Consider the following 21561-nt stretch of genomic DNA (forward strand, 5'->3'; position numbering starts at 1 on the left):
GTTACTTCTTAATGAATGCCGGAAACTACGGTGTGCCTACTATTTTTTGTATTTTTTATGGTAAATATAAAAACCGGAGCGTGGCTCCGGTTTCTCGATGAATCAGCTATTTGTCTTAATTTAACGATTCAGCCGTTCAACTTTAGCGCCAACTGCGCCAAGTTTCTGCTCAATATGTTCATAGCCACGATCAAGGTGATAGATGCGATCGACGATGGTTTCGCCTTCTGCCACCAACCCCGCAATGACCAAACTGGCCGAAGCGCGTAAATCGGTTGCCATCACGGTGGCACCTGACAGTTTTTCCACGCCACGCACAATCGCCGTGTTGCCTTGTACCTCGATATTTGCGCCCATCCGCGCCAGCTCGGAAACGTGCATAAAGCGGTTTTCGAAAATGGTTTCGGTAATGATGCCAGCGCCTTCAGCAATGGCATTCATGGCCATAAACTGTGCCTGCATATCCGTTGGGAAGGCGGGATAAGGCAAAGTGCGGACATCCACAGCTTTCGGACGGCGTTTCATGTCTAATGAAATCCAATCGTCGCCGGCTTCCACCACACAACCGGCTTCTACCAGCTTATCTAATACCACATCCATATCGCGTGCCCGCGCTTGGCGCAGCACAATATGGCCTTGAGTCATGGCGCCAGCAACAAGGAAAGTCCCCGCTTCAATCCGGTCGGGCATGATGGCATGTTCTGCACCATGTAAACGCTCAACCCCCTCAATTACCAACCGATCAGAGCCAATCCCAGAAATTTTTGCGCCCATTTTGACCAAGCATTCGGCTAAGTCCGATACTTCTGGTTCGCGGGCAGCGTTTTCTAATACCGTGGTACCGTCGGCCAACACGGCTGCCATCAATAAATTTTCTGTTCCTGTGACGGTGACCATATCCATCACAATACGAGCGCCCTTGAGCTTGCCTTTGGCTTTGACATAGCCATGCTCAATGGCGATTTCTGCGCCCATCGCCGCGAGGCCTTTGATATGTTGATCGACAGGTCGTGAACCAATCGCACATCCGCCGGGGAGCGAAACCGAGGCTTCACCAAAACGAGCGAGGGTTGGGCCCAACACCAAAATAGAAGCGCGCATGGTTTTGACCAAATCATACGGCGCACAGGTGTCGTGGATATTGGCCGAGCACAATTCAAATTCATGCACATTGTCGGTCATCACCCGTGCGCCCATGCCTTGCAACAATTTTTGGGTGGTTCGCACATCGCGCAGCTGTGGCACATTGGTGAGGCGCAGGGTGTCGGCGGTTAAGAGGCTGGCGCATAAAATAGGCAGGGCAGCATTTTTTGCCCCTGATACTTTAATCTCGCCTTGTAGTGGCCCGTTGCCAGTGATTTTCAGTTGTTCCATATCAACGGGCTGCCCATTGTTCAGGAGAGAAAGTTTTCATCGACAGGGCATGAATCTCTTCCCGCATCCGCTCACCCAACGCGGCATAGACCAATTGATGTTGTTGAATTCGGCTTTTACCGCTAAAGGCAGCTGCAACAATCACAGCTTCAAAATGAGCGCCATCACCGCTGACCTCGAGATGGTCGCAGGCGAGGCCGGCAGCGATGTAATCGCGAACTTGTTCTGGAGTCACCATAGATTGGACTTCCTTTAAAAATAGGTGGTCGGTTAGTGTCTGAGTTTATAGCCAGATTTCAGTAAGTGCAGTGTCAACCACGACAGCACCACGAAACACAGCGATACCACAGTGAAACTTTGCCAAGGGTCGGTATCCCCTACGCCAAAAAAGCCATAGCGGAAACCATCAATCATATAAAACACAGGGTTGAGGTGAGACACGGTGTACCAAAATGGCGGCAGGGTATGCACCGAATAAAACACCCCAGATAAGAAAGTCAGCGGCATGATGAGGAAGTTTTGAAACGCAGCCAGTTGGTCGAATTTCTCGGCCCAAATCCCTGCCACAATCCCTAAGACGCCCAAAATACCCGAGCCCAACACCGCAAAGGTCAATACCCACAGTGGATGCTCTACCGGCGGCAAGGCCATCCAACCGGTGGCCAGCAACACCCCTGCCCCCACCACAACCCCACGCACGATGGCTGCTAATAAATAGGCAGCAAAAAACTCACGATGTGACAGCGGTGGCAACAGAATAAAAACAATATTGCCGGTGATTTTTGATTGAATCAGGCTGGATGAACTGTTAGCGAAGGCATTTTGTACCATCGACATCATCACCAAACCCGGAATCAGAAAGGCGGTATAACTCACCCCAGCATAGACTTCGACATGGCGGGACAGTGCATGAGAAAACACCAACAGATAGAGCAGGGCGGTTAATACTGGCGCTGCCACCGTTTGAAAGCCCACGCGCCAAAAGCGCAAAATTTCTTTTTTAAATAGCGTCTGAAAACCGTACATCACTGCATTTCCTTGTGCATCATGCTGACAAATACGTGTTCGAGGTCGGTCTCTCGCAAGCGCATATCACGCAAAATAAGCCCCTGCTGGCGCAAGGTTTGCAACAGGGGTTCGAGTGCTTGAATCGAAGGCAATTTCAACACCACGCCGCCCTCTTCTTCGCGGACTTTCCATGCTTGATATGGCTCTGGCAAGGTTCCTGCGGGTTCGGTCTTAATCCACAACTCGCGTCCAGCATCGCGGCCCAAAAGGGTTGCTTTATCTTCGAGGGCAATGATTTGCCCTGCTTTTAACATGGCGATGCGTGAACACAGCATCTCTGCTTCTTCTAAATAGTGTGTCGTCAATACAATGGTGTGGCCAGCGTGATTGAGCTCTTGCACAAACGTCCACAAACTTTGCCGTAATTCAACATCCACCCCTGCCGTTGGTTCATCCAACACAATGACTGGTGGTTTATGAACGAGGGCTTGTGCCACCATCACGCGGCGTTTCATGCCGCCGGATAGGGCTCGCATATTGCTGTCGGCTTTATTACTCAGTCCCAGCTTGTGCAAAATTTCGTCAATCCAAGCATCGTTGTGCCGTAAACCAAAGTAACCGGATTGAAAACGCAGGGTTTCGCGCACGGTGAGAAAAGGGTCGAACACCAATTCCTGTGGTACCACGCCCAACGCGGCGCGGGCGGCGCGATAGTCACTGACCACATCGTGCCCCATCACGCGCAGCGCGCCTTGGTCGGGACGTGATAAACCGGCCAAACAAGAAATCAATGTGGTTTTGCCGGCACCATTTGGCCCCAATAGGGCAAAAAATTCACCTTGTTGAACAGTAAAACTGACTTGGTTTAGTGCCGTGAACTGACCGAACCGTTTACTGACGCCCTGTACTTCAATGGCTGCACTCATATCTCGCTCTTTAATCGTTGCCCATGCGCGGCAAAAAAGTTGACCAGTATAACGCACACCGCCCAGCACTTAGGCTGGGCGGCGCGGGTTTTTGCTAGATGGGGGGGTTAACGACGTGGTTCAAGCAGTCCAGCAGACATCACGCCTTTTAATACCGTTTGTGCTGAGCCATGCCGCACACGGTGTTGTAACCACCATACAGCATCTTTTTTCACCGGCCACATTTGTGCTTCACCACACAACAATTGTGCTACGACTTGCCCAATATAAGGTTGATGCCCGACTAACAGCACTGGTCGTTCCGATTCTGGCCACCCAATCGCAGAGAGCACCGCTTCTGGTGTGGCATCAGGGTTAATCGCTGGCAAAATTTCATAGCTTTTTGAGAGTAAAGCGGCGGTTTGTTGTGAACGCTTGGCTTGACTGACCAAAATGCGGCAATTTTCTGGTAGCCGAGGTCGTAACCATGCGGCCATTTGTCCTGCTTGTTGCTGTCCTCGGCGGGTTAATACCCGAGCCAAATCATTTGAACCTTCTTCTGCCTCTGCATGCCGCCATAAAATCAGCTCCATTCAGTGCCTCCCTTGTTATTTGTCAAATCATTAAGCCTAGCAATAGTACATGACCGCAATAAGTCGATCTTCAAGCATTGGCCACAACTTTAATCTGGAAACAAACCGGTCGACAAATAGCGATCACCTCGGTCGCAGACGATGGACACAATCACTGCATTGCGTACCTCGTGTGCCAAACGCAGGGCAACACACAACGCACCACCGGATGATGGGCCTGCAAGGATGCCTTCTTCACGGGTAAGACGACGCGCCATCTCTTCTGCCTCGGCTTGGCTGACATACGCCATGTGATCAATGCGTGAGTAATCGCAGATCTTGGGTAGATATTCATCTTCCCACTTGCGAATGCCGGGGATTTGGCTACCGGGTTCGGGTTGCACCCCTACAATTTGAATGGCTGGGTTTTGTTGCTTGAGATAGGTGCTAGTACCCATGATGGTGCCGGTGGTGCCCATGCTGGAAACAAAGTGGGTTACTGTACCGGCAGTGTCACGCCAAATTTCTGGGCCGGTACCCTCGATATGAGCTAAAGGGTTATCGGGGTTAGCGAATTGGTCGAGAATCACCCCTTTGCCCGCATCGCGTAATCGCCGCGCTTCATCAATCGCTCCTGGCATTGACAATGCTGCGGGGGTTAACACCACTTCTGCCCCATAGGCTTTCATGGTTAAAACACGTTCACGACTGGAGTTTTCCGGCATCACCAATACCATACGGTAACCCATCATGGCCGCCGCCATCGCTAAGGCAATGCCAGTATTGCCGGAGGTGGGTTCAATCAGTGTATCACCAGGGCGAATATCACCCCGCGCTTCAGCATGGCGAATCATCGAGAGCGCGGGTCTATCTTTGACCGAACCAGCCGGATTATTCCCTTCTAGCTTCACTAACACGACATTACTTGGGTCGCCAGTCAGTCGTTTTAATCTTACTAAGGGAGTATTGCCAACAAAGTCTTCAAGCACAGGGAACATCGGACGCGACATAATCAACTCTATTCAAAAACAAGTAACAGATAGTGTACCTGAGCCTTGCTGTAGGCTGGCGGCGAGAAGGTTATTTGTTTATGCCGTTTTTAATGTGGTCGAATCACTTTTTGTTATCAATCTTGGTCATCTGGGAGGTATTTTCATTAAATCAAAGGCATATCGGTAGCTCTAAAGTCTCTTTCACTTCTTCCATCACGATATAACTGCGAGACTCTTCTGCTTGTGGCAGTTTCAATAAAATATCGCCAAGCAACTCACGATACTGTGACATATCTGGAATCCGTGCTTTTATCAGATAGTCAAAATCCCCACTGACCAAGTGACAATCCAAAATCTGCGGCAGCTTTAACACTTCGCGACGGAAGGCTTCAAAAATGTCGCCCGACTTCGAGGCCAGTTTAATCTCAACAAAGACCAACAACGGTAAACCCAACGCCTTGGGATTGACCCGAGCGCTATAGCCCTCGATTACCCCCTCTCGTTCCAAGCGCCGCACCCTTTCGGTGCATGGTGTGGTGGAAAGCCCAACCTGTTCGGCCAATTCCGTCATTGAAATTCGGCCCTGTTGTTGTAATACCTTAAGGATACGGCGGTCGAGTTTATCGAGCTCTTTAAAACTGTGGTGCTTGGTTCTCATGTTTTTTCTAAAAATCCAAAAAAATTGCTTAGAAGTGTGATGCAGCTAATAAATAAATGGTGAAAATCACTGCTTTATCCTTCTTATACTACTGCAAATCACTACTGGGCGATAGGGCGTAAAAATCACGCTGGCTTGGTAGATGTCCCCTTTTTGTGCAGGAGTCAGAATCATGAAAGTGCTAGTGCTCGGTGGTGGTGTGGTAGGGATTTCAAGTGCTTATTACTTGGCCAAAGCCGGCTGTGACGTGACGGTGATTGAACGTCAACCCGGCCCCGCTTTGGAAACCAGTTTTGCCAACGCAGGACAAATTTCCCCCGGCTATTCAGCACCGTGGGCGGCACCCGGCATTCCATTAAAAGCGATGAAGTGGTTATTTCAACGCCATGCACCTCTCGCGATTCGTCCTGATGGCTCTTTAGGCCAACTGAAATGGATGTGGCAAATGCTGATGAACTGTAATGCCAAATCCTATGCGGTCAACAAAGGCCGCATGATGCGGTTGGCAGAATATAGCCGTGATTGTATTAAGGCTTTGCGTGCCGAAACAGGTATTGCCTACGAAGGTCGGCAATTAGGTACCTTGCAAGTGTTCCGCACCCAAGCCCAGCTTGATGCCATGCAAAAAGATATCGCTGTCTTGCAAGAATGCGGTGTGCCGTTTCGCGTGGTGAAACAGCAAGAAATTCCGATGATTGAACCAGCGTTAGCGCGGGTCAACGATAAGTTATTAGGCGCTTTGCAACTGCCAAATGATGAAACCGGCGATTGCCAATTGTTTACCACTGAGCTGGCGAAATTAGCAGAAAAACTCGGGGTGAAATTCCGCTGGAACACCTCAGTAAAACATATGTTGAGTGATGGTAAGAAAATTCGGGGGGCCGAATTGGCCTCGGGTGAGGTGTTTGAGGCCGATCATTATGTGGTGGCGTTCGGTAGCTATTCGACCGATTTCTTGAAGTCTTTGGGCATTAATATCCCTGTTTATCCATTAAAGGGGTATTCCTTAACTTTGCCTGTTACCGATAGCAGTGCAGCGCCGGTTTCTACCGTGATGGATGAGACCTATAAAATTGCGATTACTCGTTTTGACCAACGTATTCGTGTTGGCGGCATGGCAGAAATTGCTGGCTTCGATCTGAGCTTGAATCCACGCCGTCGTGAAACCTTAGAAATGGTGGTGACCGATCTCTTCCCTGAAGGTGGTGATGTGTCGCAATCGGTTTTCTGGACAGGTTTGCGGCCAATGACACCCGATGGCACGCCGATTATTGGTGCCACACCACTGGCTAATTTGTCGTTAAATACCGGTCATGGCACGCTGGGATGGACGATGTCGGCAGGCTCTGGTCGTGTGTTGGCTGATTTGGTGACAGGGCGCCGTCCTGATATTCAGATTGAAGGGTTATCGATGGCACGTTATGGTCAACACGGTGCCGCCGGCATGGGCAAGCAACCACAGACTGCTTTATCCTAAGCATTTTTTGAAGGTCAATCGATCATGGCACGTCCTTTAGTTGCCCATATCAATTTATCGGCCTTGCGCCATAACTACCGTTTGGCTCGCCAACTGCATGGTGGGCGGGCCTTGGCGGTGGTGAAAGCCAATGCTTATGGTCATGGTGCGGTGCCGTGTGCACAAGCTTTATCCGCTGAGGCTGATGGCTTTGCGGTGGCTTGTATAGAAGAAGCACTACAACTGCGTCAGGCCGGCATCACGGCCCCGATTCTATTATTAGAAGGCATTTTTAGTGCTGATGAATTGCCATTGGTGGTTGCCCATGATTTATGGTTGGTGGTGCATCACGAACTGCAATATCAATGGTTAGCTGCTTATCACACCGACTATCGTTTTACGGTGTGGTTGAAAATGAACTCTGGTATGAATCGTGTTGGCTTTTTTGCTGCGGATTACGCCGAAAAATACCATCAGCTGACCGCCTTGCCGCAAGTAAAAAAAGTGGTGTTAATGACCCACTTTGCTCGTGCTGATGAGCCTGATTCTTCGGCCAGTGCCGAACAGTTGGTACGGTTTCATCATATTTGTGCAGAATTACCCGCCGAACGCAGTGCATGTAATTCTGCGGCAGTATTGGGGGTTCCTGCTGCACATGGTGATTGGGCACGTCCCGGCATTATGTTGTACGGCAGCAATCCATTTGAACAGGCATTGGAAACCACCGCAGCGTTACAGCCGGTGATGTCATTGCGTAGTGAAGTGATTGCAGTGCGTGAGTTGCCAGCGGGTGAGCCGATTGGCTATGGCGCTCGTTTTGTCACAGAGGCGCCAACCCGTGTTGGTGTCGTCGCTTGTGGTTATGCCGACGGTTATCCTCGCGTGGTGCCGACAGGGACGCCGGTTTGGGTGGCGGGACAACGTAGCCGCATTATCGGCCGGGTGTCGATGGATATGTTGACGATTGATCTGACTGCCGTGTCGCAAGCTCAAGTTGGCAGTGCCGTTGAGCTGTGGGGTGAACAGATCAATATCAATGAAATTGCTGCCGCTGCAGGGACCATTTCTTATGAGCTGTTGTGTAATGTGAAGCGTGCGCGTTTTGTGTGGCAAGCGTAAGGTGGTATGGCTTTTGCTTGATTGTTGTTGAGACTTCTCCTCGTTTTTTCTCCATTGCTGCCCGTACTTCGGTACGGGCATTTTTTTAGTTTTGGCGGTGTAATTGCTGCATGGCCTGATTCATCTGGCCTTTGAGAGCTTGGGGTAAGACATCTAAGGCTTGACCAATCGCAATATCAATCAGCGTTTGCTCTTCTTGCCGTGGCGGTTTAAGAACCCACTGCACGACCAGTTTACGGTCACCCGGATGGCCAATGCCCAACCGCAAACGCCAAAATGCCGCACTATCAAGCGCGGCTTGAATATCTTTCAGCCCGTTGTGCCCTCCATGCCCCCCGCCTTGTTTGAAGCGGGCAACACCAGGGGCTAAATCCAGCTCATCATGAATGACCAAAACGGCTTCCGGTGGGATTTTATAAAACTGGCAAGCCGCTGCCACCGCCCGTCCGGACGCATTCATATAGGTTTGTGGGAATAACAGATGATAGCCACCTGCTTTCGCGTATAAGCTGAAAAACTTGGCTTCAGTGCGTAAGGCTGTGCCGTGTTGTTGGGCAAATTTTTCTAATAGCCATACCCCCGCGTTGTGGCGGGTTGCGGCATATTCGGCACCCGGGTTGCCTAAGCCGACAATCAGTTGAATTTCTGAGTTTGACATCTTGATTCACTCGTAGCCACAGTGAAAAGAAAAACGGCCTGTCGTGATGACAGGCCGTTAGCAAAACAGGTGCTGAAATTAGCTAGCAGCGCGTTTGCCTGCGGAAGCTTGAGCCACCACACCATCATGGCCGCGCAACACTTCAACCAATTCCACGCCTTCTGGCAGTTTCAATTCGGACAAGTGAATCGACTGGCCACCTTTGAGCTCAGACAAGTCAACCTCGATAAAGGCTGGCAAGTTGCCTGGCAATGCGCGGATGGTCACTTCGTTTTGCACGTGAGAGATCACCGATGCGTTCAGTTTCACCGCTGGGGAGTTTTCTGCGCCAACGAAGTGCAGGCTCACTTTAGCCGAGATAGGGGCATTGACGTCAACACGTTGGAAGTCAACGTGCAACACTTGTGGTTTGAATGGGTGCATTTGCGCATCACGCAACAACACTGGCTCTGCTTGGCCGTCGATTACCAAGTTCAACACTGCACCGTGGAAAGCTTCGTCTTTCAGTGCGTAGAAAATGGTGTTGTGATCGAGAGTGATCGACACAGCGTCTTTAACGCCGTAGACCACTGCAGGCAATTTACCGGCACGACGCAGGCGGCGGCTCGCACCCGTTCCCTGTTCGGTACGTGCTTGGGCGATGATTTCGATAGTCATGAGTTAAGCTCCAAAAAAGCAGTCTGCCGCGACCAGCAGACAGTAAAAACCCGCTGCACAGGCAGCGGGTGAAAAATCATTCCATAAAGAGGTAGCTGACCGATTCTTCGTTATTGATGCGGCGCAGCGTTTCCCCCATCAGACCGGCGATAGTGACCACACGGATTTTTGGACAGGCACGGGCTTCTGCTGACAAAGGAATGGTGTCAGTGACAACCACTTCGTCCATCGCCGAATGTGCAATACGATCAACCGCCTGACCCGAGAACACAGGGTGTGTGGCATACGCGACAACACGGGCTGCCCCTTTTTCTTTCAGGGCATTGGCGGCTTTGCAGAGCGTGTTGGCCGTATCGATCATGTCATCAACGATTAAACAGGTGCGACCTTCCACATCACCGATGATGTTCATCACTTCTGCCACATTGGCTTTAGGACGACGCTTATCAATAATGGCCAAATCCGCGTTCAGTGGTTTGGCGGTTGCGCGTGCACGCAGCACCCCACCAATATCTGGGCTGACCACAGTGAGGTTTTGGAAGTTTTGCGCTTGGATATCGCGCAGTAACACCGGTGTGGCGTAGACGTTATCCACTGGGATATCGAAGAAGCCTTGAATTTGGTCTGCGTGTAAGTCCACGGTCAGCACACGGTTCACCCCTGCTGATGTCAACATATTTGCAACCAGTTTGGCCGAAATAGGGACACGAGCAGAACGTGGGCGACGATCTTGACGGGCATAGCCAAAATAAGGAATGGCAGCGGTAATCCGACCAGCGGACGCGCGACGCAGCGCATCAACCATCGTCAGAATTTCCATCAGATTGTCGTTTGTCGGGGCACAGGTGGACTGCAGTACGAAAACGTCGCGTCCGCGCACGTTTTCCAGCAATTCAATGGCGACTTCACCATCGCTGAAACGCCCGACATCGGCGCGTCCCAAAGAAATATCGAGGTGTTTCACCACACTTTGAGCGAGTTCCGGATTGGCGGTTCCGGTGAAGACCATTAAGCTATCGTAAGCAGCCATGTCGCAATCCCGCGCAAATAAAAAGCGTGTAAGTGAAAAATCATCTTACACGCGCTTAATTTGCTTTTGATTTTAAACATTAAGAGAAACTGGCTGGGGAGGTAGGGATCGAACCTACGAATGCCGGAATCAAAATCCGGTGCCTTACCACTTGGCGACTCCCCAGTAACTTTTACCTTGACAGACTGTAGAACGGATGTTCTTTCAACCCCTCGGCGATAAAGCCTTGGTATTCATCTGCCAAAGAACAGTAAACCTGTTCTGCTTCCTTTTGAGATCCACACTCTAGGAAAACACAAGCGCCAGATCCGGTCATCATTGCGTCTCCGTAGTGAGATATGCTGTCGTAACAGTTTTTAACCTCAGGAAACATCTCAAAAACAACGTTTTGCAGAGTGTTCTGTCGTTGCGTTGTTTCGAGAGCACGCATTATGCTCTTAGGCGAATTACGTGTCAACCCCTCTGATGCAAAAATTTTTGCAGTGGCGACTTCAACACCCGGATGTAACACCACATACCATGCCGACGGCACCGCGCAAGTGGTTAATTCTTCACCAATTCCGCTAGCAAAAGCCGCTTCACCAAAGATAAAAACAGGGACATCCGCACCCAATTTTACCGCGATATTTTGTAAGGCTTCCCGCGATAGTCCCAATTCCCACAGCTGATTGAGCGCCATTAAAGTCGTGGCAGCATCAGAACTGCCACCGCCTAGCCCTCCCCCCATCGGCAGTCGTTTATCGACTCGGATGCGCACGCCTGCTTGGCAGGCTGTCGCCTGTTGTAAGGCGCGTGCCGCACGGACAGTTAGGTCATGTTCAGGTGCGACATTCGGTAAAGGGGTTTCTAATACAATTTGGCCGCTGCTATCCGGTGCCAGCCAGATGGTGTCACCGTAATCAATAAAACGGAACACAGTTTCTAATAAGTGATAGCCATCGGCACGCCGTCCAACGATTTTGAGCATCAAATTTAATTTGGCCGGTGCCGGAAATCCATAAAAAGCGGGATCAGCAGGGGGCGTTTGTAACCAAGGGAAAGCCATAGTTGTCGTTAATTCCAACGGTGGATAGCAAAACGAATATCGAGTTGTGGGCGTTGTAGGATGACGCGCTGTGGGTGTGTGCTACCTTGTGGTTCGCTTTCGATTAACCAGCCTTGTTGGCGAAAACCACTGGCGGTGGCTTGATAATCGGTGTTGGGTGCGGGTTGGCCGTGAATCCAAAAGCGCAGATTGTCCAGCGGTAATCCCCAACCCAACGTTTGTTGAGTCAGTGCTTCAGCGGAGGTGGCCTCATATATCCGCTCCCCTTGTTGTAAACGAACACCGCTTTGATCCGCGGATAAGCGGGCAATAGTTTGGCCCAGTGGTGACAAGATATCCAGTTGATCGTTGCCACTGTGATGTTGCCAATCGAAGTTGCCATAGTGCCCTTTGTTTTCCAGCTTGACACCAATCCGCCCTGCGAGCGAAAACTGCTTCGGCAGGACGAATTGTTGCTGTATTTGATGTGGGACAGGGGGCTGTAATTGGCTACAAGCACTTAAACTGGATACCACAACGATAGCCAGCCAAACCTGACGTGATCGCATCATGGTTTCAGTCGCCGTAACGTGTCTTGCAACACTTTATGTTCTGGGTCGCGCTGTTTGGCCTCTTCCCAAATTTGCCGCGCAGCATCGCGTTGCCCTAAACGCCACAACACCTCGCCGAGGTGGGCGGCAATTTCAGCATCTTTCATTTGCTCGTAAGCTTGTTCGAGATAGGACAGCGCGTCTTTTAATTTACCTTGGCGGAACAATACCCAACCCATGCTATCGAGAATCATCGGATTGGTTGGTTGTTGTTGCAGGGCTGCTTCGATTAAACGGCGGGCTTCTGCAAGCCGTTGCCCTCGATTGGCCAAGGTGTAGCCCAAGGCATTCATGCCTTGCGCGTCGTTGGGTTTCATCCGTAGAAAGCGGCGGAGGTCACGTTCTGCATCGTGGCTGCGGTTCAGTCTGTCGGCTAACAGGGCTCGTTCGTAATACAAGGTTGCCGCCGCAGGGAACTGTTTAATGCCTCGGCTGAGGAGTTGGTAGGCTTTGGCATTGGCACCTGCTTCGCGTGCAAGTTGTGATTGCAATAACAGCAGCTCAATCGGATCGGCAACATCGTTTTCCAATCCTTCGATGCGGGTGAGCGCGGCTTCTAACTTGCCTTCTTTGACTTCAATCGCTGCCAATCGTGCTTGTGCTTGATTGTAATGGCGTCCTTTACCAATCGCTTGATACCACGTTTTGGCTTCTTCGAGCTGTTTACGCTCTTCTGCTAATTGGCCTAGTGTGAGTCGGACAAAAGGTGCATCGACATAGCCAGCTTCAAGTGCTGCCCGTAAATGTTGATCCGCTTCATCATATTGTTTGAGCTGGAAAGCCAGAATACCCAGCGCATAACGGGCATCAGGATGGTGTGGGAACTGTTTTAAAACTGCGGCAAATCCTTCGCGTGCTGCTTCGTATTGCCGTAAGCCGACTAATAAGCGTGGGCGAGCCAGTTGTAATTCAGCACCAGCATGGGGTCGCCGTTTCAGTTCTTTTTCTAAAAAAGCCAGCGCAAGGTCGGGGCTTTGTTTGCGTACGGCATCAAGTCGCCATAACACTGGCAAATCCCAGCGCGGTGCTAAATCGGCAAGGGTGTCAAGACTGCGTTCAACAGCGGTGTCCTCTTTCAAGGTTGCTGCTGCAACAGCTTGCGCGAAATGGGCTTCGGGCAACCGAGGGAAAATTTGACTTAAGCGTTCAATCGCTGCCGCCGCCGCTTGTGGATCTGCCTGACGGGGTAATAACGGGGTGACATGCATAAAGAGACTGGCTGCGCGGCTGATGTCCGCACCTTGCAGTTGTGTTGCCATGCGCTGTTCTGCTTCAGCAATGCGACCTTCGCGCCACAACACCATGACTCGCTGTTGTTTGGCCAACACGGAGTCTGGCATTTGTTGTTCCCACAAAGCCAGTGCTTCATCTGCCACATTAAGATTGCCACTACTCAATGCCAATTCAGCTGCGCGTCTTGCTAAGCGGGGGTCGGCAGTTTCTTTTGCCAACTCCAGATAGGCAGGGGCGGCAGCCAGTGCACCACCACGCTGCACCGCCAATTCACTTACCAAAATGCCGTAGAGTAAACCTGCGCTGAGTTCACGATTGGGGGCTGCGCTTTCCTCTGGGCGTTGAGTGGGCGTGACTTTGATTGGCGTTGGCGTCGTGTTAGCACAGGCGCTGAGCAAAAGGGCTGAGAGAAGTGCGGTAGTGGCGAGAACATTCATGTTGGGAAATTCAATCTGAAGAGGGCCAAATCAGCCGATAGTTTCGCTTAGAATACCACGTCCCAGCCTGAATAAAGCGGATTGTGCCATGCCGGAATTACCAGAAGTCGAAACCGTTAAACGGGGGCTTGCCCCCCACCTTGAACAACATACTGTGCACAATGTGGTGGTGAGACAACCACGGCTGCGATGGCCTATTGATCCACAATTGCCACAGAAACTGTCGGGGTTAACCTTACAGCACATCACGCGGCGTGCTAAATATCTGTTGTTCGATTTTGGTCATGGCGTGTTACTGATTCATCTGGGGATGTCGGGCAGTTTACGTTTGGTGGATCCTGAGACACCCGTGGCAAAGCATGATCATGTCGATTTTGATTTTGGCGATCAGCTATTGCGTTACCATGATCCACGTCGTTTTGGTGCCATTGTATGGCAACCAGGGCCAGCAGAAGTTCATCCCTTGTTGCAACAGCTTGGACCCGAACCCCTCTCTCCAGATTTTACTGCCGAGGCGTTGCAAAATGCCCTGTCCTCACGTCGTAGCGCGATTAAACTGTGTTTGATGGATAACCATGTGGTTGTTGGTGTGGGCAATATTTATGCAAATGAAGCCTTGTTTTTAGCGGGTATTCATCCCCAACGCCCTGCTAACACTTTAACTTTGGCCGAGTGTCGTCACCTCATTACAACGGTGCAACACGTATTGCAACGCGCCATTGCCGCTGGTGGGAGTACCTTGCGTGATTTTGTGGATGCAGTTGGAAAACCGGGGTATTTCCAACAAAACTATACCGTGTATGGACGTACCGGTTTGCCTTGTCACCATTGTCACGCCCCGATAGAAATGGTGCGTCTAGGACAACGCGGTACATTCTTTTGCCCAATGTGTCAGCACTGATTGGTGAGAACAAAGACGATGAGCGCAACCCTGACTGCTTTACCTCAAGTGGGTTTTCCCGTACGGGCACACCGTTGGTTAAAACTATTGGCCCATCTGGGCCGTGGCTTGGCCACGGTCAGTTTTCGTTTTCCGGCATGGGATATGGCACAGCGAGCTGCCGTCAGTCAGCAATGGTCTGCCCAACTGTTGACCATTATGGGGATTGAAGTGAAATTGCTTGGCCAGCCGCCGGGCTTATATCCAGCAAATACGTTTCTGATTGCCAACCATGTTTCGTGGCTGGATATTTTTGCGCTCAATAGTGTGACGGTATCGCGCTTTGTTGCCAAAAGAGAAATTCGACAATGGCCGGTGATTGGCATGTTGGTGGCACGGGCAGGGACTTTATTTATTGATCGCTCTAATCGCCGTGACGCTTTGCGAGTGAACGAAATTTTGGCTTCCTCTCTGCGTGAAGGCGATTGTATGGCGGTGTTTCCCGAGGGAACTACCTCAGATGGTACGTCGGTATTGCCGTTTAAGGCTTCGCTGTTTGACTCGGCTGTTCAAGCAGGCAGCACAGTGCAACCTGTTGGGCTACGTTATTGCCGTCGTGATGGCACTGTGGTGCCCGAAGCTGCCTATGTCGGTGAGGTGACTTTTTTACAGTCGGTGCGGCAGATGATTGCCTCAGAAGGCTTATGTATCGAGATTCGCTTTAGTGAGCCGATTTGTGGTGTGGGTCACACCCGCTTTACGCTGGCACAAAGCGCAGAGCGGGCGGTGCGCCGTGCGCTTAACCTATCTTGCGAAATGCCTGACACGGCAGTTGGAATACCTGACGGTCGGCAAGACGCAGGGCGGTAAGGCTGCCACCCCATAAACAACCGGTATCGATGGCTAAGATGCTGTCACTCAGGTGAAGCCCCAAGGCCGACCAATGACCACAGATGACGGGGGTATCTGCCCACCGTCGCTGTGGGGCTTCAAACCACGGTATGAGATGCGCTGGGGCATCGGGTAATTCGCCTTTGAAACTGAGGTCGAGTTCACCGTCACGGGTCAATAAGCGCATCCGAGTCATCACATTCACAATCATCCGCAAGCGGTCGATGCCTCGTAAATCATCACTCCAGCGAGTGGGTTTATTGCCATACAGGCGGGACAGAAACTGGCGATAGTTTGGGCCGCTTAACTCATTTTCGACTTCTTCTGCTAGCCGTAGTGCCTTATTGATACTCCACTCGGGTAACAGCCCAGCATGCACTAAGGCATAACCTTCGCCAGCTAACATCAACGGTTGCATCCGCAGCCAATCAAGCAATAATTTGCCATCGGCAGCATTCAAAATATCCCACAGTGTGTCGCCACTGCTGAGTTTGCCGAAGCCCTCGGCGACAGCTAACAGGTGTAAGTCGTGGTTGCCCAATACCAAGCTAATGCTGTCTTGATGCTTAAATGCCCAGCGTAAAACGTGAATGGAATCGGGGCCACGGTTGACTAAATCACCGACTAGCCACAGGTGATCGCGTGAGGGGGAAAAGTCGATGGTGCGCAATAAATCCATCAACGGGGTATAACAGCCTTGGATGTCTCCAATTGCATACGTTGCCATAGTATTGACTCTATTCGGTTACGATTAGCGAGAAACGTCATCTTACCGTCTGTGGATTGATAGAATGCCAAGCTTTTCTGAATAAATTGTTTCTTTCCATGCTTAATCCACAACAGCGTGCCGCGATTCGCCACCTTGACGGGCCGCTTTTGGTTCTTGCCGGTGCGGGCAGTGGCAAAACACGGGTCATTACGCAAAAAATTGCTTATTTGGTACAAGAGGCAGGTATCAGTGCACAGCATATTGCCGCCATTACTTTTACCAATAAAGCAGCCCGTGAAATGCTAGAGCGGGTGGGGAAGTTGCTAGAGCCTGCACAACTGCGCGGCCTCACCGTCTCGACTTTCCACTCGCTTGGTTTGCACATCATGCGACAAGAAGCGCGGTTATTAGGCTATAAACCGCAGTTTTCCATTTTAGATGCGGCTGATGCCGCTAAAATTTTGGCTGATCGTTTGGCCTCGACCGATAAAGCCGAGATTCGCCGTCTGCAAAGCCAAATCTCTCGTTGGAAAAATGATCTTATCTCACCCGACGCGGCCCTATTGTTGGCGCAGGATGAATTTAGCCGGGTAGCGGCCAAACTGTATCTTGATTACCAAGACACATTATTTGCCTATCAAGCGGTTGATTTTGATGATTTGATCCGCCTCCCCGTCCATGTATTACAACAACACCTCGAAGCCTTGGCGCGTTGGCAAGCCAAACTCCGTTATCTGCTAGTCGATGAGTATCAAGATACCAATAGCTGTCAATATCTTTTGTTAAGGCTATTGGCCGGAGAGCGCGCCATGTTCACCGCTGTCGGGGACGACGATCAGTCTATTTACGGCTGGCGCGGTGCCAATATGGAAAATCTCAGCTTGTTGCAACAAGATTTTCCCCGTTTGCGGGTGATTAAATTAGAACAAAACTATCGCTCCACAGCACGGATTCTGCGTGCGGCTAACAGTGTGATCGCCAACAACCCAAAGTTGTTCCAAAAAAGCTTATGGAGTGAGTTCGGGTTAGGTGATCCGATTACCGTGGTGTCGTGTAAGGATGATGAACACGAGGCAGAAAGTGTTGCACAGCGTTTGCTGGCGCATAAGTTCGAACATCGAACGACGTTTGCAGATTATGCGGTGTTGTACCGTGGTAACCACCAAGCACGTTTAATTGAACAAGCTTTCCGCCAACATCGCATTCCCTACTTGATTTCAGGTGGGCAATCGTTTTTTGAACGCAGCGAAATCAAAGATGTTTTGGCCTATCTACGACTATTAGCCAATGAAGATGACGATCCTGCTTTTATCCGCGCCATTACCACGCCTAAACGCGGTGTGGGTAACACCAGTTTAGCCAAATTGGGTGAACATGCGGCACAACGCCATGTTTCCTTATTTGCCGCTGCTTGTGAGTTAGGCTTTCAACAAACTTTGGCTGCCGCACAACAGCAAGCGTTGGAGACCTTTTGCCAATTTATTAACCGGATGCAATACCGTGTGCAACGAGAACCCGCTGGCGCATTGTTGCAAGAGTTGTTATTGACCATTGGTTTTGAGACGTGGTTATTCGATAGTGAAGAAACGCGGACTGCGGAAACCAAGTGGAAAAATGTCCAAGAGTTTGTGACGTGGATCGGTAAAAAAGGGGAGGAAGATGGCAAAAATCTGGTTGAGTTGGCTCAAACGATTGCGTTGATGACCTTGTTAGAAGGACGAGAAAAAGACAAGCAGCAAGAGGCGGTTCAACTGTCAACGCTGCATGCCGCCAAAGGATTGGAATACCCGCATGTGTTCTTGATCGGCTGCGAAGAGGGGATTTTGCCGCACAATGAATCGATTGATCAGGGCACTGTCGAGGAGGAACGCCGCTTAATGTATGTCGGTATTACCCGTGCCCAGCGAAGTTTAACGCTAATGCACTGCTTAAAACGACGGCGTGGTGGCGAGTGGCTGTTCTGTGAGCCTTCGCGTTTTATTGCTGAAATTGACAGTGAAGATTTGCGCTGTGTTGGTCAAAAAAGTGACAAACCTGCCGTGGTAAGCCGCAGCGAGGGACAAGCCCGTTTAGCCAATTTGCGTGCCATGTTGGCAAACAAAAATAAGCCCTAGCGTGTGCTGGTGGCAATAAAAAACGGCCCTGTGAGAACAAGGCCGTTTTTTGTCTCAAGCAAATGCTTACTTCGATGCATTCACCATGTACTCCACCGCTGCACGGAATTCTTCGTCACTGCCCGAATAACCGCCTTTAGCTGGCATTGCATTCAAACCTTTGATACCAGAAGCCACCAAGGCATCTAAGCCTTTCGATACACGGGGTGCCCAAGCGGCTTTGTCACCAAACTTAGGTGCACCTGCTGCGCCTGTGTCATGGCAAGCCATACAAACCGAAGCGTAAATTTCTTTACCTTTGACATTAGGATCGATAGCCGCTGCTGCGCCACCGCCTTCTGCACCTGCAACCGCAGGTTCAGTAAATTTTGCCCCAGCTGCATTGCCCATGTAGGCCACTGCACGAGCAACTTCTTCATTGGTCAGATCGGTTGCACCGCCTTTAGCTGGCATGCCACGAATCCCTTCGATTGCATGTTTGACTAAGGTGTCGTAACCCTGTGCCAAACGTGCACTCCATGCGCCGGTGTCAGCAAATTTTGGTGCACCTGCCAAACCGTCGTTGTGACAGGAGGCACAAATCGCTTTGTAAACCCCTTCACCAGTCCGACTGCCCGGTGCACCACCTTCGCTAGCTTTTGAGATACCAACCGGTTTAATGCGCGAAGCGATTGCCTCTTTCGACATCACACTAGCGTCAATAGAAAAACCGCTGGTGGCCAGTTTTGCTAACAACCAGACCCCCGCTACCAGAATCACGATTGCGCCTAGGATGATGGTGATCGCACCACCAGACGGCACCGCTTTATTTTCGCTACCCATTTAGCTGCCTCGCCAGTAAGTAATGACAATTAAAATTCAGCGCGGATTATACGGAAAGCCCCTTGCTAAGCAAAGTTTGAAACAGCTTTGTTTTGTGTTTATGCAAGAAAAGCCGTGCGCATTGGAAAATTGCGCCTATTTTGTTGGCAGATTTTAGCCATCATTTGCTGACTTCCGTTTTCCGCTAAATCCTGTAAACATCGGATGTTAGCGCGAAATCGACAACAACAGCTGTGCAACATCAAGGCCAAAGGTATAATCCGCGCTCTTTTTTTGGAAAGGGTCGCTATGTCCTCCCCTTTTTCTGCGGGTAAGTTGGTGATTGCTAACTGGAAAATGCATGGCAGCGTAACGCAAGTGCGCGCTGCTTTGTCAGTGCTATCCCAAGATTCGGCCTGCAATCAGTCTCATATTATGATTGCCTTGCCTACGCCTTATCTTTTGTTGGCAAACGAGTGGCAACAACAACAGCAGCAAGCTGGCTGGCAGATTGCTGCACAAGATGTCAGTTCCTTTGCTGAAGACGGGGCTTTTACAGGGGAAGTGTCGGCGCGGATGTTGGCGGATGTGGGCTGTCGTGCCGTCTTGGTCGGGCATTCTGAGCGCCGCCAATATTTCGCTGAAGGCCAACAGGTGTTATCAAAAAAATTGAAAGCATTGGCGCAACACCATTTATTACCGATCTTGTGTGTGGGTGAATCATTTGCACAACGTGAGGCCGGGCTGGCTTGGCAAACGGTTGAGCAACAGCTGGATGAAGTGATGCCACTATTAAAAGAACTGCCGCAGGTGGTGGTGGCGTATGAACCCGTGTGGGCGATTGGGACAGGAAAAGTCGCCAGCTTGGCCGACGTGGAAGAAATGCATACACAGCTGCAAAAAAAGCTGCTGCATTCTTTGCCGGCTTGTGCTACTATGCGCGTCCTTTACGGGGGGAGCGTTAAAGCTGACAATGCAGAAGCCATCTTGGCTTTACCTCAGGTCGATGGTGTATTAGTTGGTGGCGCATCTCTAGATCTTGGCCAGTTTAAAAAGATTTGCCAAGCGTCGGAAAAAAGATAAAATATGGAAATCATCAAAACACTGATTTGGATTCTTAATATTGTTTCTGCTATCGCAGTGATCGTGCTGGTGCTAATGCAGCATGGTAAAGGCGCAGACGCAGGAGCAGCTTTCGGATCTGGGGCAGGTTCGGCTGGTAGTCTCTTTGGGTCTTCTGGTTCCGCAAACTTCTTAAGTCGTATGACAGCGCTGTGTGCAGTTGTGTTTTTCTCCAGCTGTCTCGGTTTGGTGATGATGTCCAACCAATCTACTCAAGCACTGGGCGTGATGTCCAATGTGCCGCCAGTAGAATCCGGTACAGGCTCTGTTCCTGCACCAAAAACTGGGGTCATCCCAGACTGATGTTCTGAAACGCCGACATGGTGGAATTGGTAGACACGCTATCTTGAGGGGGTAGTGGCCGTAGGCTGTGTGAGTTCGAGTCTCACTGTCGGCACCATTTACAGAAACAAGTTTTTAGCTTGTTTTTCAAACAAAAAGAGGCGTTTGCCTCTTTTTTTTGGGGTGAAACGGGAAATGCTATCGAATTATTTTCCGATCCTTCTTTTTGTGATCGTTGGCCTGTTAGTTGGTGTGGTTCCGATTCTGTTAGGGCGACTTATTTCTCCCAATCGGCCAGATCCCGAAAAACTTTCTCCATATGAGTGTGGTTTTGAGGCATTTGAAGATGCACGTATGAAGTTCGACGTGCGCTACTACCTCGTCGCCATCTTGTTTATCCTGTTTGACCTCGAAATTGCTTTCCTTTTCCCGTGGGCAGTCGTTCTGAAAGAAATCGGTATGTTCGGTTTCGGCGCCATGGTTGTGTTTCTTGCAATTCTCGTGGTCGGCTTTGTCTATGAGTGGAAAAAGGGAGCGCTGGAATGGGAATAGAAGGCGTTTTGGAAAAGGGCTTTGTCACCACAACGGCGGATAAAGTCATTAACTGGACCCGTACCGGTTCTCTGTGGCCAATGACTTTTGGCTTGGCCTGTTGTGCGGTGGAAATGATGCAAGCAGGTGCTTCGCGTTATGACCTCGACCGCTTCGGTATTGTGTTTCGCCCCAGTCCGCGTCAATCTGACTTGATGATTGTTGCGGGTACGCTGTGTAATAAGATGGCTCCTGCGCTGCGTAAGGTGTATGACCAGATGGCTGAGCCACGCTGGGTCATTTCTATGGGTTCCTGTGCGAATGGTGGCGGTTACTATCACTACTCTTACTCGGTAGTGCGTGGCTGTGATCGTGTAGTGCCTGTCGATGTCTACGTGCCTGGCTGTCCTCCAACAGCAGAAGCGCTGTTGTATGGCATTATTCAGCTGCAGAACAAGATTAAACGAACCTATACCATTGCCCGTTGAGGACTGAGA

At 50.5% G+C, this 21561-nt stretch carries 24 protein-coding genes and 2 tRNA genes; 10 read left to right on the plus strand and 16 right to left on the minus strand.

Features of this window, described 5'->3' with window-relative positions; translation table 11 throughout:
• Positions 1-120 precede the first annotated feature (120 nt).
• The 7 genes from murA to ACYVJG_RS00590 all read right to left on the minus strand — a co-directional run bounded on the left by murA (position 121) and on the right by ACYVJG_RS00590 (position 5509).
• Positions 121-1374: a UDP-N-acetylglucosamine 1-carboxyvinyltransferase gene (gene murA / locus ACYVJG_RS00560; protein ID WP_460429307.1), complete on the minus strand. Its 1254-nt coding sequence runs from the start codon at positions 1372-1374 to the stop codon at positions 121-123.
• Position 1375: 1 nt separating this feature from the next.
• The gene (locus ACYVJG_RS00565) at positions 1376-1612 is read right to left on the minus strand and encodes a BolA family protein (RefSeq protein WP_022652650.1); all 237 of its coding nucleotides are present in this window, start codon (positions 1610-1612) and stop codon (positions 1376-1378) included.
• 32 nt (positions 1613-1644) lie between these two features.
• Positions 1645-2400: an ABC transporter permease gene (locus ACYVJG_RS00570; RefSeq protein WP_022652649.1), complete on the minus strand. Its 756-nt coding sequence runs from the start codon at positions 2398-2400 to the stop codon at positions 1645-1647.
• Positions 2400-3308, minus strand: a complete 909-nt coding sequence (locus tag ACYVJG_RS00575; protein ID WP_460429308.1) for an ABC transporter ATP-binding protein — start codon at positions 3306-3308, stop codon at positions 2400-2402. Before ACYVJG_RS00575 ends, ACYVJG_RS00570 begins: the two co-directional genes overlap by 1 nt.
• Before the next feature lie 107 nt (positions 3309-3415).
• On the minus strand, positions 3416-3880 hold the full coding sequence (locus ACYVJG_RS00580) for a SixA phosphatase family protein (protein ID WP_460429309.1): 465 nt from the start codon (positions 3878-3880) through the stop codon (positions 3416-3418).
• 89 nt (positions 3881-3969) lie between these two features.
• Positions 3970-4869, minus strand: a complete 900-nt coding sequence (cysM, locus tag ACYVJG_RS00585) for a cysteine synthase CysM (RefSeq protein WP_460429310.1) — start codon at positions 4867-4869, stop codon at positions 3970-3972.
• Positions 4870-5020: 151 nt separating this feature from the next.
• Positions 5021-5509 carry a winged helix-turn-helix transcriptional regulator gene (locus tag ACYVJG_RS00590; protein ID WP_022652644.1) on the minus strand — a complete coding sequence of 163 codons (489 nt, stop codon included), beginning with the start codon at positions 5507-5509 and terminating at the stop codon, positions 5021-5023.
• 172 nt (positions 5510-5681) lie between these two features.
• On the opposite strand from ACYVJG_RS00590, the gene ACYVJG_RS00595 reads away from it, so the two are divergent.
• Together ACYVJG_RS00595 and alr are read left to right on the plus strand one after the other, a co-directional pair.
• Positions 5682-6986, plus strand: coding sequence for a D-amino acid dehydrogenase (locus ACYVJG_RS00595; protein ID WP_460429311.1), 1305 nt, complete (start codon positions 5682-5684; stop codon positions 6984-6986).
• Between the two features lie 24 nt (positions 6987-7010).
• The gene (alr, locus tag ACYVJG_RS00600) at positions 7011-8084 is read left to right on the plus strand and encodes an alanine racemase (RefSeq protein ID WP_460429312.1); all 1074 of its coding nucleotides are present in this window, start codon (positions 7011-7013) and stop codon (positions 8082-8084) included.
• Between the two features lie 85 nt (positions 8085-8169).
• Here alr and pth read toward each other — a convergent pair whose 3' ends face one another.
• The 7 genes from pth to ACYVJG_RS00635 form a co-directional block, all read right to left on the minus strand.
• Positions 8170-8742, minus strand: a complete 573-nt coding sequence (pth, locus tag ACYVJG_RS00605; RefSeq protein ID WP_460429313.1) for an aminoacyl-tRNA hydrolase — start codon at positions 8740-8742, stop codon at positions 8170-8172.
• A gap of 78 nt (positions 8743-8820) precedes the next feature.
• The gene (locus tag ACYVJG_RS00610) at positions 8821-9399 is read right to left on the minus strand and encodes a 50S ribosomal protein L25/general stress protein Ctc (protein ID WP_460429314.1); all 579 of its coding nucleotides are present in this window, start codon (positions 9397-9399) and stop codon (positions 8821-8823) included.
• Between the two features lie 76 nt (positions 9400-9475).
• Positions 9476-10429: a ribose-phosphate pyrophosphokinase gene (locus ACYVJG_RS00615; RefSeq protein ID WP_460429315.1), complete on the minus strand. Its 954-nt coding sequence runs from the start codon at positions 10427-10429 to the stop codon at positions 9476-9478.
• 90 nt (positions 10430-10519) lie between these two features.
• A tRNA-Gln gene (locus ACYVJG_RS00620) sits at positions 10520-10594 on the minus strand.
• A gap of 7 nt (positions 10595-10601) precedes the next feature.
• Entirely contained in the window at positions 10602-11474 is an 873-nt protein-coding gene (gene ispE / locus ACYVJG_RS00625; RefSeq protein ID WP_460429316.1) for a 4-(cytidine 5'-diphospho)-2-C-methyl-D-erythritol kinase, read from the minus strand.
• 8 nt (positions 11475-11482) lie between these two features.
• Positions 11483-12025 (minus strand): lipoprotein insertase outer membrane protein LolB, encoded by a 543-nt coding sequence (gene lolB / locus ACYVJG_RS00630; protein ID WP_460429317.1) that lies wholly within the window; start codon positions 12023-12025, stop codon positions 11483-11485.
• On the minus strand, positions 12022-13734 hold the full coding sequence (locus ACYVJG_RS00635) for a tetratricopeptide repeat protein (RefSeq protein ID WP_460429318.1): 1713 nt from the start codon (positions 13732-13734) through the stop codon (positions 12022-12024). The genes lolB and ACYVJG_RS00635 overlap by 4 nt, the downstream gene beginning before the upstream one ends.
• Positions 13735-13822: 88 nt before the next feature.
• Between ACYVJG_RS00635 and mutM the strand changes: the two genes are divergently transcribed.
• Together mutM and ACYVJG_RS00645 are read left to right on the plus strand one after the other, a co-directional pair.
• A complete protein-coding gene (gene mutM / locus ACYVJG_RS00640; RefSeq protein WP_460429319.1) occupies positions 13823-14635 on the plus strand; it encodes a bifunctional DNA-formamidopyrimidine glycosylase/DNA-(apurinic or apyrimidinic site) lyase in 813 nt (270 codons plus the stop codon).
• Between the two features lie 18 nt (positions 14636-14653).
• Positions 14654-15484: a lysophospholipid acyltransferase family protein gene (locus tag ACYVJG_RS00645; protein ID WP_460429320.1), complete on the plus strand. Its 831-nt coding sequence runs from the start codon at positions 14654-14656 to the stop codon at positions 15482-15484.
• Here ACYVJG_RS00645 and ACYVJG_RS00650 read toward each other — a convergent pair.
• Positions 15414-16232, minus strand: a complete 819-nt coding sequence (locus ACYVJG_RS00650) for a symmetrical bis(5'-nucleosyl)-tetraphosphatase (protein WP_460429321.1) — start codon at positions 16230-16232, stop codon at positions 15414-15416. The two genes, ACYVJG_RS00645 and ACYVJG_RS00650, sit on opposite strands and share 71 nt — an antisense overlap.
• Positions 16233-16330: 98 nt before the next feature.
• Between ACYVJG_RS00650 and ACYVJG_RS00655 the strand changes: the two genes are divergently transcribed.
• On the plus strand, positions 16331-18328 hold the full coding sequence (locus tag ACYVJG_RS00655) for a UvrD-helicase domain-containing protein (RefSeq protein WP_460429322.1): 1998 nt from the start codon (positions 16331-16333) through the stop codon (positions 18326-18328).
• 66 nt (positions 18329-18394) lie between these two features.
• On the opposite strand, the gene ACYVJG_RS00660 is transcribed toward ACYVJG_RS00655, so the two are convergent.
• On the minus strand, positions 18395-19150 hold the full coding sequence (locus ACYVJG_RS00660) for a c-type cytochrome (RefSeq protein ID WP_460429323.1): 756 nt from the start codon (positions 19148-19150) through the stop codon (positions 18395-18397).
• 288 nt (positions 19151-19438) lie between these two features.
• On the opposite strand from ACYVJG_RS00660, the gene tpiA reads away from it, so the two are divergent.
• The 5 genes from tpiA (at position 19439) to ACYVJG_RS00685 (ending at position 21552) form a co-directional block, all read left to right on the plus strand.
• Complete coding sequence (gene tpiA / locus ACYVJG_RS00665) at positions 19439-20212, plus strand: triose-phosphate isomerase (RefSeq protein WP_460429324.1); 774 nt, start codon at positions 19439-19441, stop codon at positions 20210-20212.
• Between the two features lie 3 nt (positions 20213-20215).
• A complete protein-coding gene (gene secG, locus ACYVJG_RS00670) occupies positions 20216-20554 on the plus strand; it encodes a preprotein translocase subunit SecG (RefSeq protein ID WP_022652629.1) in 339 nt (112 codons plus the stop codon).
• Between the two features lie 11 nt (positions 20555-20565).
• Positions 20566-20651: transfer RNA gene (locus ACYVJG_RS00675), tRNA-Leu, on the plus strand.
• Between the two features lie 77 nt (positions 20652-20728).
• Complete coding sequence (locus ACYVJG_RS00680; RefSeq protein ID WP_022652628.1) at positions 20729-21085, plus strand: NADH-quinone oxidoreductase subunit A; 357 nt, start codon at positions 20729-20731, stop codon at positions 21083-21085.
• Entirely contained in the window at positions 21076-21552 is a 477-nt protein-coding gene (locus ACYVJG_RS00685) for a NuoB/complex I 20 kDa subunit family protein (protein WP_022652627.1), read from the plus strand. The genes ACYVJG_RS00680 and ACYVJG_RS00685 overlap by 10 nt, the downstream gene beginning before the upstream one ends.
• The last annotated feature ends 9 nt before the right edge of the window (positions 21553-21561 follow it).

The organism is Aquaspirillum soli, from assembly GCF_054781915.1.

Excerpts from the sequence above, each read along its gene's own strand:
- murA (WP_460429307.1), bottom strand. The coding sequence starts at position 1,374 with ATGGAACAACTGAAAATCACTGGCAACGGGCCACTACAAGGCGAGATT.
- ACYVJG_RS00565 (WP_022652650.1), bottom strand. The coding sequence starts at position 1,612 with ATGGTGACTCCAGAACAAGTTCGCGATTACATCGCTGCCGGCCTCGCC.
- ACYVJG_RS00570 (WP_022652649.1), bottom strand. The coding sequence starts at position 2,400 with ATGTACGGTTTTCAGACGCTATTTAAAAAAGAAATTTTGCGCTTTTGG.
- ACYVJG_RS00575 (WP_460429308.1), bottom strand. The coding sequence starts at position 3,308 with ATGAGTGCAGCCATTGAAGTACAGGGCGTCAGTAAACGGTTCGGTCAG.
- ACYVJG_RS00580 (WP_460429309.1), bottom strand. The coding sequence starts at position 3,880 with ATGGAGCTGATTTTATGGCGGCATGCAGAGGCAGAAGAAGGTTCAAAT.
- cysM (WP_460429310.1), bottom strand. The coding sequence starts at position 4,869 with ATGTCGCGTCCGATGTTCCCTGTGCTTGAAGACTTTGTTGGCAATACT.
- ACYVJG_RS00590 (WP_022652644.1), bottom strand. The coding sequence starts at position 5,509 with ATGAGAACCAAGCACCACAGTTTTAAAGAGCTCGATAAACTCGACCGC.
- ACYVJG_RS00595 (WP_460429311.1), top strand. The coding sequence starts at position 5,682 with ATGAAAGTGCTAGTGCTCGGTGGTGGTGTGGTAGGGATTTCAAGTGCT.
- alr (WP_460429312.1), top strand. The coding sequence starts at position 7,011 with ATGGCACGTCCTTTAGTTGCCCATATCAATTTATCGGCCTTGCGCCAT.
- pth (WP_460429313.1), bottom strand. The coding sequence starts at position 8,742 with ATGTCAAACTCAGAAATTCAACTGATTGTCGGCTTAGGCAACCCGGGT.
- ACYVJG_RS00610 (WP_460429314.1), bottom strand. The coding sequence starts at position 9,399 with ATGACTATCGAAATCATCGCCCAAGCACGTACCGAACAGGGAACGGGT.
- ACYVJG_RS00615 (WP_460429315.1), bottom strand. The coding sequence starts at position 10,429 with ATGGCTGCTTACGATAGCTTAATGGTCTTCACCGGAACCGCCAATCCG.
- ispE (WP_460429316.1), bottom strand. The coding sequence starts at position 11,474 with ATGGCTTTCCCTTGGTTACAAACGCCCCCTGCTGATCCCGCTTTTTAT.
- lolB (WP_460429317.1), bottom strand. The coding sequence starts at position 12,025 with ATGATGCGATCACGTCAGGTTTGGCTGGCTATCGTTGTGGTATCCAGT.
- ACYVJG_RS00635 (WP_460429318.1), bottom strand. The coding sequence starts at position 13,734 with ATGAATGTTCTCGCCACTACCGCACTTCTCTCAGCCCTTTTGCTCAGC.
- mutM (WP_460429319.1), top strand. The coding sequence starts at position 13,823 with ATGCCGGAATTACCAGAAGTCGAAACCGTTAAACGGGGGCTTGCCCCC.
- ACYVJG_RS00645 (WP_460429320.1), top strand. The coding sequence starts at position 14,654 with ATGAGCGCAACCCTGACTGCTTTACCTCAAGTGGGTTTTCCCGTACGG.
- ACYVJG_RS00650 (WP_460429321.1), bottom strand. The coding sequence starts at position 16,232 with ATGGCAACGTATGCAATTGGAGACATCCAAGGCTGTTATACCCCGTTG.
- ACYVJG_RS00655 (WP_460429322.1), top strand. The coding sequence starts at position 16,331 with ATGCTTAATCCACAACAGCGTGCCGCGATTCGCCACCTTGACGGGCCG.
- ACYVJG_RS00660 (WP_460429323.1), bottom strand. The coding sequence starts at position 19,150 with ATGGGTAGCGAAAATAAAGCGGTGCCGTCTGGTGGTGCGATCACCATC.
- tpiA (WP_460429324.1), top strand. The coding sequence starts at position 19,439 with ATGTCCTCCCCTTTTTCTGCGGGTAAGTTGGTGATTGCTAACTGGAAA.
- secG (WP_022652629.1), top strand. The coding sequence starts at position 20,216 with ATGGAAATCATCAAAACACTGATTTGGATTCTTAATATTGTTTCTGCT.
- ACYVJG_RS00680 (WP_022652628.1), top strand. The coding sequence starts at position 20,729 with ATGCTATCGAATTATTTTCCGATCCTTCTTTTTGTGATCGTTGGCCTG.
- ACYVJG_RS00685 (WP_022652627.1), top strand. The coding sequence starts at position 21,076 with ATGGGAATAGAAGGCGTTTTGGAAAAGGGCTTTGTCACCACAACGGCG.